The sequence below is a fragment of the Bifidobacterium aesculapii genome, assembly GCF_001417815.1.
Classification (GTDB): domain Bacteria; phylum Actinomycetota; class Actinomycetes; order Actinomycetales; family Bifidobacteriaceae; genus Bifidobacterium; species Bifidobacterium aesculapii.
In genome coordinates this window covers 179,279-189,545 of the sequence record NZ_BCFK01000003.1, presented here as the reverse complement: position 1 = coordinate 189,545, position 10,267 = coordinate 179,279, and the positions used below count along the sequence as shown (strand labels likewise).

The 10,267-nt window shown below is 67.8% G+C and carries 7 protein-coding genes; 3 read left to right on the top strand and 4 right to left on the bottom strand.

Annotation, left to right across the window (positions count from 1 at the left end; all coding sequences use genetic code 11):
- Nucleotides 1-104: 104 nt before the first annotated feature.
- The 3 genes from BFAL_RS00915 to BFAL_RS00905 all read right to left on the bottom strand — a co-directional run bounded on the left by BFAL_RS00915 (nucleotide 105) and on the right by BFAL_RS00905 (nucleotide 4,748).
- Nucleotides 105-2,312, bottom strand: coding sequence for a DNA gyrase/topoisomerase IV subunit B (locus tag BFAL_RS00915; RefSeq protein ID WP_055426564.1), 2,208 nt, complete (start codon nucleotides 2,310-2,312; stop codon nucleotides 105-107).
- 109 nt (nucleotides 2,313-2,421) lie between these two features.
- Nucleotides 2,422-3,864 carry an RNA polymerase sigma factor gene (locus BFAL_RS00910; protein WP_055426563.1) on the bottom strand — a complete coding sequence of 481 codons (1,443 nt, stop codon included), beginning with the start codon at nucleotides 3,862-3,864 and terminating at the stop codon, nucleotides 2,422-2,424.
- A 194-nt stretch (nucleotides 3,865-4,058) separates the two neighbouring features.
- The gene (locus tag BFAL_RS00905; RefSeq protein WP_055426562.1) at nucleotides 4,059-4,748 is read right to left on the bottom strand and encodes a hypothetical protein; all 690 of its coding nucleotides are present in this window, start codon (nucleotides 4,746-4,748) and stop codon (nucleotides 4,059-4,061) included.
- Nucleotides 4,749-4,941: 193 nt separating this feature from the next.
- Here BFAL_RS00905 and BFAL_RS00900 point away from each other — a divergent pair, with 193 nt between their 5' ends.
- Entirely contained in the window at nucleotides 4,942-6,039 is a 1,098-nt protein-coding gene (locus BFAL_RS00900) for a polyprenyl synthetase family protein (protein WP_055426561.1), read from the top strand.
- A gap of 94 nt (nucleotides 6,040-6,133) precedes the next feature.
- Nucleotides 6,134-8,662 (top strand): protein kinase domain-containing protein, encoded by a 2,529-nt coding sequence (locus BFAL_RS10515; RefSeq protein WP_055426585.1) that lies wholly within the window; start codon nucleotides 6,134-6,136, stop codon nucleotides 8,660-8,662.
- Nucleotides 8,663-8,843: 181 nt separating this feature from the next.
- Here the strand turns inward: BFAL_RS10515 and BFAL_RS00890 are convergent, their stop codons facing one another.
- Nucleotides 8,844-9,554, bottom strand: a complete 711-nt coding sequence (locus tag BFAL_RS00890; protein WP_055426560.1) for a lysophospholipid acyltransferase family protein — start codon at nucleotides 9,552-9,554, stop codon at nucleotides 8,844-8,846.
- A gap of 51 nt (nucleotides 9,555-9,605) precedes the next feature.
- Between BFAL_RS00890 and BFAL_RS00885 the strand changes: the two genes are divergently transcribed.
- A complete protein-coding gene (locus BFAL_RS00885; protein WP_055426559.1) occupies nucleotides 9,606-10,265 on the top strand; it encodes a hypothetical protein in 660 nt (219 codons plus the stop codon).
- The last annotated feature ends 2 nt before the right edge of the window (nucleotides 10,266-10,267 follow it).

Here is a 10,267-nt window from a genome sequence, read left to right as displayed (position 1 = left end):
CCGCCACCACCCCGTTCGGGGTCTGGCCGGGCATGGGGGGGGCGGGCATCACGATGATGTAGGCCCCGCCGATGCGTCGCCGGTCAGGTGATGGGCAGCGCCGGTCAGGTGTCGATCTTGGATCGGTCGAAATCGTCCGCGTTGTCGACGATGAACTGCTTGCGCGGCGGCACGTCGTCGCCCATGAGCAGCGAGAAGATCTCGGAGGCCTGTGCCGCGTCCTCCATGCGGATGCGGCGCAGCATGCGCGTGCGCGGATCCATGGTGGTGTCCGCCAGCTGGTCGGCGTCCATCTCGCCCAGACCCTTGTACCGTTGGATGTCCGGGTTGTAGGAGATGTGGTTGCGGTCCAGATCGGCCAGTTTGCCTTCGAGCTCGTCATCCGAATACGTGTAGATGTATTCGCCCTTGCGCGAACCTGCCAGCGCGATGCGGTGCAGCGGCGGCACGGCCGCGTACACGTAGCCGTGCTCGATGAGCGGACGCATGTACCGGTAGAACAGGGTGAGCAGCAGGATGCGGATGTGCGCGCCATCCACGTCGGCATCGGTCATCATGATGACCTTGTGGTAGCGCGACTGCTCGATGTCGAAGCTCTGGCCGGAACCTGCGCCCACCACCTGGATGATGGCCGCGCACTCCTTGTTCGACAGCATCTGCGTGATCGACGCCTTCTGCACGTTGAGGATCTTGCCTCGGATGGGCAGCAACGCCTGGAACCCCGAGTTGCGGGCCGCCTTGGCGGTGCCGAGTGCGGAATCGCCCTCGACGATGAACAGTTCGGCCACGTCGTCGTTGCCCGGCTGGCAGTCGGACAGTTTCGGCGGCATCGACGCGGATTCGAGCGCGTTCTTGCGGCGCGTGACCTCCTTCGCCTTGCGCGACTGCACGCGAGCGTGCATCTCGCCGACGATCTTCTCCAGCACGCGTCCGGACTGCTCCTTGTAGCCGCGTTTGGATCCGGAGATCATCTCGCCGAACTGCGCGTCGGCCATGCGGGTGACGATCGGCTTGACCTGCGCGGTGCCGAGCACGTCCTTGGTCTGGCCTTGGAACTGGGGTTCGGCGATGCGCACGGTGACGACGGCCACAAGGCCAGCCATGATGTCGTCGCGTTCGACGCGCATCTGCTGGTCCTTAAGGTTCACCTTGAGCTTGCGCGCGTTCGCCTCGATGGTCTTGCGCACCTGCTTGGTGACGGAGTTCATGAGACCGTCTACGTGCATACCGCCGCCGGGCGTCTCGATGATGTTCACGAAGCTGCGCATCACCGTGTCGTAGCCGTTCACCCAGCGCAGCGCGATGTCGACGTCGCAGGTGCGGGTCACCTTCGAGGCGTGCAGTTCGCCGTCCTCGCCCACGGCCTGCGTCTCCTCCTCGTAGGTGTCCTCGCCCTGGATGCGCCAGATGTCGCAGATGGGTTCGCCGTGCGAAAGGAAGTCGACGAAGTCTTTCACGCCGCCGGTGTGGTAGAACTCCTCGACCCGGGCGTGCGTGTACGCGGCTTCGTCGGCCTGTGCGACGGCGACCGCGTCCTGCCCGGCTTCGGCGTCGGACGCGTCCACTTCGCGCATCTCGTCGACCGACGCGTCGCCGGTGGCGGGAATGCTCTCGTCGACGACGACGATCCTGAGCCCCGGCACGAGGAAGCTGGTCTGCCGCACACGATCGATGAGCTGCTCGTACGAGAATTCCGCGGTGCTGTTGAAGATCTCGGCGTCCGCCCAGTAGCGAATGCGCGTGCCGGTCCGTTTCGCGGGCACCTCGCCGGTGATCTCAAGCTCGGTGGGACGGTTCTTGCGCGTGCGCTTGAACGGCGAATCCGGCGAAGGGTTCGCCGGGTCGGCGTCCGCATACACGCCCGGATGGCCCTGATGGAACGCCATGTGGTGCGTGAGCCCGTCACGGTCCACCCACACGTCGAGACGGGAGCTCAACGCGTTGACGACCGACGAGCCGACGCCGTGCAGGCCGCCGACCGCGTTGTACGACGAGTTGCCGAACTTCGCGCCGGCGTGCAGCTTGGTCATGACGACCTCCACGCCGGACAGCTTGGTCTTCGGCTCCTTGTCGACGGGGATGCCGCGGCCGTTGTCCTCGACCTCGATGGAACCGTCGGTGTGCAGGGTCACGACGATCCTGTCGCAGAACCCGGCCAGCGCCTCGTCGACGGAATTGTCGATGATCTCCCACAGGCAGTGCATGAGACCCTGCGAGTCGGTGGTGCCGATGTACATGCCCGGGCGCTTGCGCACCGCGTCGAGCCCTTCAAGAACGGCAAGATCCTTAGCGCCGTATTCCTCTGTGGCCATATTCCTCTATCAGTCGGGTGATGGTTGAACGGGAGCCGAAGACGGCTCCGTCATGGAACGGCCCGCCGGGCCGTTCCACTCCTCGCGCGGCCGCCGCCGCGCGGCGCGGTCACTGGTCCAGGAAGTCGCGCAGCGTCTGCGAACGGGACGGGTGGCGCAGCTTCGACATGGTCTTCGATTCGATCTGGCGGATGCGCTCGCGCGTCACGCCGTACACGCGGCCGATGTCGTCGAGGGTCTTCGGCTGGCCGTCCTCGAGGCCATAACGCATCTTGATGACGCCGGACTCACGCGGCGACAGCGTCTCCAGCACGCTCTTGAACTGCTCCTGCAGCAGCGAGAACGCGACCGCGTCGGAGGGGGCGATGGCGTCGGTGTCCTCGATGAGGTCGCCGAACTCGGAATCGCCGTCCTCGCCGAGCGGGGTGTGCAGGGAGATCGGCTCGCGGCCGTACTTCTGCACCTCCTGCACCTTCTCGACCGGCATGTCGAGCTCGCGGGCGAGCTCGTCCGGCGTGGGTTCGCGGCCGAGATCCTGCAGCATCTGGCGCTGCACGCGCGACAGCTTGTTGATGACCTCGACCATGTGCACGGGCACGCGGATGGTGCGCGCCTGATCGGCCATGGCGCGGGTGATGGCCTGGCGGATCCACCACGTGGCGTACGTGGAGAACTTGAAGCCCTTCTTCCAGTCGAACTTCTCGACCGCGCGGATCAGACCGAGGTTGCCTTCCTGAATGAGGTCGAGGAACAGCATGCCGCGGCCGGTGTAGCGCTTGGCGAGCGAGACGACGAGACGCAGGTTCGCCTCCAGCAGGTGGTCCTTGGCCTTCTTGCCGTCGTTCGCCGCCCACTTGAGCTCGCGCTTGCGCTTGAAGTCCAGCGTGTCGCCTTCGGTGTCGAGCAGGTGCTGGGCGTACAGGCCGGCCTCGATGCGCTCGGACAGGTCGACCTCCTGTTCGGCGTTCAGCAGGTTGACGCGGCCGATCTGCTTCAGATAGTCCTTGACCGGGTCGGCGGTGGCGCCCGCGGTGATCACACGGCGCTTCGGGTTGCCGACCTTGCCGCCGCGGCGGCGCGGACGCGGCTCGTAGTCGTCGTCATCGTCATCGCGCACGACGAAGGCGCCCTTCTGCTTGGGCTCCTCCGCCTCGGCGGGCTTGCCCTCCTCGGCGTCGTCCTCGTCCTCCTCGTCGACGTCGTCATCCTCGTCCTCGTCGTCGAGATCCTCGTCGGACCCGTCGTCCTCGGACTCGTCGACGTCGTCGCCGTCCAATTCCTCGTCAAGCTCGTCGAGGTCGTCGACGTCGAGATCCTCCTTCTCGTCGTCGAGCTCGTCCACCTCATCGGCGTCCACCTGCTTGGCCGGCTCGTCCTTCTTCCGGCGCGTACGCTTCGCGGCCGGCTTGCCTCCCGTGGTCTTCGAGGCCGTCTTCGCGGCCGTCCTCCTTGCGGCGGGCTTGCGCGCGGTGCTGGCTTTCTTGGCGGCGGCGGGCTTCGTCTCCTGGGTGTCCTCGGTCTTGTCGCCGGCCGTCGTGCTCTTGGTAGCCAAACTGATCCTCCTCGCGGTTCCTCGCCCCGCCCCGTATACCACATGGGCACACTTCTGGCAAGGGCAAATCGTCAACTATGTGAGTAAACCACCCCATAGGGACGATTATTCCCGGCGCGGAACATCCGCCGCGCGCCGCATCGTCCGCAGGGCGCGCGCCGCACGCACGTGCGCTCCCGGCGAAGACGTCCGCGTCATCCGGCGCACGCCGGCCCGAGGCCGCGCTGCGCCGCGGACAGGATGATGGCCGCGAGCGTGCACCGCTCGTCCGCGGCGAGCGATCGCAGCGCGTACGCCGCGGCCCGGCAGTCGCCCAGCCACCACAGTATGTAGGCGATGGAGGCGAACTGCTGGGCGCACATCGCGAACGGCATGAGCCGCGTCATGCCCGTCAGCATGGTGACGCCCGCCTGGCATCGCGTCAGGTCCGGTCCGCGACGGTTCTCGAAGGCATCCGTGAGCAGGTCACGCACCTTGGCGGACACCGGTGCGGTGCGCGGACGGGTCAGGATGGCCATGAGCGCGTCCCTGTCGCAGACGTCGCGGTCGGCGATCATCGACAGGATGATCGCGTCGCGCATCGACAGCACCTCGTGCATGCCGACGGCGATCGCCGCCATCGTCTCCTCGTCGAGATCGACGTACCCGTGGTCGATGTGGTCGAGCCATTCGTCGAGCGGCCCGTCCATCCAATCGGCGACGCCTTCCTCCGGCCCGTGCGCACGCCTGTCCTCGCGCAGCCTGGCGACCAGATCGTCGATGACGTCCGTGCCGAGCTCGCCGATGCCGGACAGGTACTCCTTGCAGCGTTCCGGGTCGTCGGCCCTCACCCCGTGGGGGCCGGTGCGGCCTCCGGACGGTCCAGCGCGTCCATGTCGTGTCATGTCGTCCTCCTTGATGACGTCGGCGGGCGTGCCCCGCCGGATTCGCGGCCGCGGGATCGAGCGGCCGTGATGCCAGTATGACGGGCCGCGCCCTCTCGGCGCACGCTGCGCGGCCAATGTGGTCAATACCCCGAAACCCGTTGGAAATGCTGGGTTCTTGTATTCGCCCGACATTGTGGATAACTTAGAAGGCATGTGTACGACTGACGCTGACCGTTCCCTGATCGAACCGCGGATCGCCGAACTGGTGGCCGAACGCGCGGGCGTGCCCGACGCGTCGGGCGCCTTGGGCGGGCCCGCCATACCCTCCGCCTGCCGCGCGATGCTCGACGCCGTCGTCGCGCAAGGCATGACCTCCAGCGAGGGCGGCAAGCGTCTGCGCGCCCTGCTCGCGTTGACCGCGTACGACGTGTTCGGCGGCGGCCCGGCGAGCCGGCCCGCGATGGTCGACATGGCGTGCGCGATCGAGGTGTTCCAGACCGCGGCGCTCGTCCACGACGACATCATCGACGATTCGGACCTGCGCCGTGGGCGTCCGAGCGCCCACCGCGCGTTGGAGACATGGTCGGGCGCGCCGGCGATCGGCCGCGGGTTGGGGCTGATGCTCGGCGACCTGCTGGCGACCGCCTGCGTCGACATCGCCAACAGCGCGGCGGGCGGACTGGCGCATTCCTCGGCGCTGGTGTCCGCGTTCCTCACCATGCAGCGCGAGGTCGAGATCGGCCAGGTGCTCGACCTCGCCGTCGAACAGGCGTCTCTGGACTACCCGCAGGCGCTCGTCGAGGCGTCGCTGGGCGTGTTCCGGTGGAAGACGGCGAGCTACACGACGATCGCCCCGCTGGAGCTGGCGCTGCTCGCCGCGGGCGTCGACCCGGACGACGCCCGCGCCCGTGCGCTGGCCGTGGGAGAGCCGCTCGGATTGGCGTTCCAGCTGGAGGACGACCTCATCGACGTCGTCGGGTCAAGCCGTACGAGCGGCAAGCCCGTGGGCGGCGACATCCGCGAAGGCAAGCGCACCGTGCTGCTCGCCGACGCGCTCGACATGGCGTCCCGCGACGAGGCGGACGAGCTCGCCGCGATGTTCCGCGCGCCCGCCCGCGACGAGGCGGACGTGCGCCGCGCGATCGGACTGTTCTCCTCGACCGGCGCCGTGGCACAATCGCACGATCGCATCGCGCGCCTATGGCGGCGCACGCTCGACGCGATCGACGGGCTGGGGCTCGACGCGCGGCCTCACGAACGTCTTGTGCACGCGTGCGCGCGTTTCGTCCCGGACGTGGCCGAACGCTAGAGTGGAGACGGTTCGCGCGTCGTCGCGCCACGGCATGGCGGCGCACGGCGAACGACGTATTCCGAACGATGGTAAGGACACGGACGAAACCGTTATGACTGAAGCCGCAAACGCCCCAGAAGGACAGTTGATCGAGGGTCGGTACCGCATCGTGCGCCAGATCGCGCAGGGCGGCATGGCGACGGTGTACGAGGCGCAGGACGAACGCCTCGCGCGCCCGGTGGCCGTCAAGGTGATGCACACGCAGCTCGCGCAGGGCCCGCACCGCGACCAGTTCATCGAACGGTTCCGCCGCGAGGCCCGCTCCGCCGCGCGCATCGCCAACCCGCACATCGTTCAGGTGTATGACGCGGGCGAATACCATGGGCTCGCCTATCTGGTGATGGAATACGTGCATGGCGTGAACCTGCGTCACGAGATGAACGCGCAGGGCACATTCAGCGTGCGCCAGACGCTGCGCATCGTCGCCGAAACGCTCGACGGGCTCTCCTCCGCGCATCAGGTGAACGTGGTGCACCGCGACATCAAACCGGAGAACATCATGCTCAACGACCGCGGGCATGTCCAGATCACCGATTTCGGATTGGCGAAGGCGACCTCGCAGGCGACGCTCTCCTCCACCGGCATGCTGCTCGGCACCGCCGCATACCTGCCGCCGGAGACCATCGAACGCAACGAGGCGACGCCGCAGGGCGACCTGTACGCGGTGGGCATCATGGCGTGGGAGATGCTCGCCGGCGAAGTGCCGTTCATCTCCGACAATCCCGTCACGCTCGTCTTCAAGCACGTGCACGAGGACGTGCCGTCGGTGGCCGTGCCGTGCCCGGGCATCGACCCGTCCGTCGCCCGGTTCATCGCGCATCTGACCGAACGCGACATCGCCGCGCGCTCCGCGGACGCCACGGCGGCGGCCGCGGAGCTGCGCGACGTGATGCGCTCCCTGACGGTGGAGGCGTGGCAGTACCGGCGCACGGAAGACGGGCAGGGTGTGGGCGAGCATGTGGATGCGGGCGCGTCGGTCGTGGCGGGCGCCGCAGGCGCGGCAGGCGCGTTGCCTGCCGCAAGTCTCGCCGTTTCGGCAGCGGCGGGCGCGAGTCCCGCCGACGCGGCCGAAACGCACGCACTCATCCCCGCACCGCCCTCCCCCGCGCCGTCGGATGCGTCGGACACGTCGGACGCCGAACGCGCGGCGCAGCCAGCGGAGACGACATCGGCGACGGGCGCGGCACGGACGGCGGGCGCGACGACGCAGATTCCCCCGACGACGGCGATGGCGGTGGGCGAGACGCAGGTGCTCGCACCGCTTGCCGAACCGCAGGAGACGCAACCGCTGGATCTGTACGATTTCGCGGACGACGACGAAGGAGCCGGAACCGCTGCGGCGCAGCCCGCCGCCCGCACGGCGTCGTCCGTCGCGGCCGCGGCGGGTCCGGCGGCGGTGCCGGACGACGCGCGGACCATGACGCTGCGCCCGGTCGCCGGCCAGATTCCGCCGACCGGCGTGGCCTCCGCCGCCGTACCGCCCGCCCCACCGGCTCCCGCGTCGGCGGCCGGGGCTCCGATGCCCACACCGCACGCCGATGGCACGGGCCCCATGGCGGCCCCCGCCGGGCAGCCGGCCAAACGCAAAGGGCACGGCAAGGCCATCATCATCGCCATCGCCGTGATCCTCTGCCTCGCACTGGCCGGCGGCGGTGGCTTCGCATGGTGGTACTACAGGGGGCCGGGCAGCTACTGGGAGCTGCCGAAGCCGGACGACGTGACCTGCGAGGCCAATCGCGCCTGCACGCTCGAAGGCGCCACGTGGAGCGCCTACGAGGGCACGCTGAAGGTGGCGGGCATCCCGTACAAGATCACCCGCGAATACAGCGACACGGCGGACGAGGGCACCATCGTCTCCGCGAAGCTCAACGGCGGGGACGCCCAGGTCGACATGCACGTGAGCAAGCGCCACACCCCCACCCTCGAAGTGGTCGTGTCGAAGGGCGTGCGGATGGCGACCATCCCCGACGACATCCTCGACCCGAACTCGGCCCACGGCAAGGCGCCGCTCGACGCCCTCAAGGAGGCCGGATTCGACAACGTCAAGCACGACGAATCCCAGGACGTGTACTCCGAGACACTGCCCGAAGGCGTGGCGCTGAGCGTGTCGCCCGACCCCGGCACCACGTTGAAGCACAATGCGGAGATCACCGTGGCGCTGTCCAAGGGACCGATGCCGGTGACGATGCCCGACATCGTGGGCCGCACGAAGGACGAGGCCACGACCGCGCTCAACGACCTCAAGCTCAAGGCGAACTGGAGCGAGGCGTACAGCGACACCGTCGAGGCCGGCAAGGTGCTTTCCTCCTCCGTCGCGAAGGACACGCAGCTGCATTGGGGCGACTCGGTGGACGTGGTCGTCTCCAAGGGGCCGGAGATGGTGACCATCCCGGACGTGCGCGGCAAGACCTACGACGAGGCCGCCAAGACGTTGGAGGCGCTGGGATTGTCGGTCAAGAAGTCCGCGCCGCTCGGCGACGTGACGCATACGGTGCGCCTGCAGAGCCCCGACCCGGGCGAACAGGTGCGCGTGCGTGACGAGAAGGGCAACAAGACCGTCGTCACGCTCACCGTGGTGTGATATGTGATACGGGCGACATGAGCGTGAGCTGAAAGGAAGGGCGGCTCCCCATTGCGGGGAGCCGCCCTTCCTTTCACTCGGGATGTCACGGGACGTCATGTGCATCGACGTCATCCGTGTGGTTCGTGTTGTTCGATTATCCGCGTCTCATTCAGGTCATTCGGCGGATGCCGCGTTCCGCTTACGCGGCCTGTTCGGCCTGTTCGGCCTCACGCTTCGCCTTGAGCTCGGCCTTGACCTTCTGCGCGTATTCCGGCACATACTCCTGGCCGCTGAGCTTCTGGATCTCCGCGGTGAGATGGTCGGTGAGGGCGCGCAGATCGTCGTGGGTGATCTCATCGGCGGCCTTCTTCTCCACGTGGATGGGCTTGCCGTAGATCACCTGCGTCCGGCCCTTCTTCGGAATCGTCGTGCCGATCGGCTGGAGTTTGTCGGAGCCGATGAGGGCGGTCGGCACGATCGGGCATCCGGTCTCGAGCGCAAGGCGCGCCACGCCGGTGTGACCCTTGTACAGGCGGCCGTCCGGGCTGCGTGTGCCCTCGATGTGGATGCCGAACAGGTGGCCGTCCTCGATGATCTCGCGCGCGTGCTCGAGCGCGCCCAGCGACTTGTTGCCGCCGGAGCGGTCCACCGGGAACACGCCCACGGAAGTGAACCACCACTTCTTGAACTTGCCCTTGACGCCCTTGCCTTCGAAGTATTCGGCCTTGCCCATGAAATGCACCATGCGCGGGCAGGTGATCGGGATGAGCGCGTCGTCGATGACGGCGAGATGGTTGGCGGCGATGATGGCGCCGCCCTTGCGCGGGATGTTCTCCAATCCCTTGGCCGTCGGGCCGAGGCGGCGGCGTGCGATGGGACCGAACACTTTGACGAAGAACCAGTAGAGCACTTGGCGTTTCCCTCCCCGCGCAAGCCATGGCCGCGCATTAGAGTGGTGGGTATGACTGAACTCAACAATACCAACGCGGACGACGAGCGTACAAACCCCGCATCGGATGACGGTGCGTCCCGCCCGGCGCAAGGGCATGGCGAGGACGCCGGCCACGCCGATGCGCCGGAGGGGAATACGGGCAAGCCGGATCTCGGCAATCTCGACGCAGCGTGGGCCGCGTTCCAGGCGGAGCACAGGGACGACCTCAACGATGTGGCGTCCTCCCGCAACGCGAAACGCTTCGAACGGCACGCGGAACGCAAGGAGAAGGAGCGGCTGCTCAGCGTCGACGACCTCAGGCCGGACGCGTTCTCCAGCACGGGCGCGAGCCATGGCCCCCGCGACTTCACCGGTTCCAGCTGGCTCGACACGGACGACGTGATGGACGCCCATGATGACGGCGACTTCACTCCCCCGAACCCCGATCTGGGCGATTTGCGTACCTCGACCGTGATGCTCGCGGCGCTGATGATTATCGGACTGGCGGGCATGCTCGCCATGATCCTCGTGCCCGCGCTCTACGGGATTCCGGTGCTCAGCACCATCTTGAACCTCGTGTTCGGCCTGTGCACGATCGTCGGCCTCGCAGGGCTCGTCGGCAAGATCCTCAACCGCAAGGACCGCCCCGGCGACCGCGGCGGCTACTTCGACGACGGCGCCCGCGTGTAGAG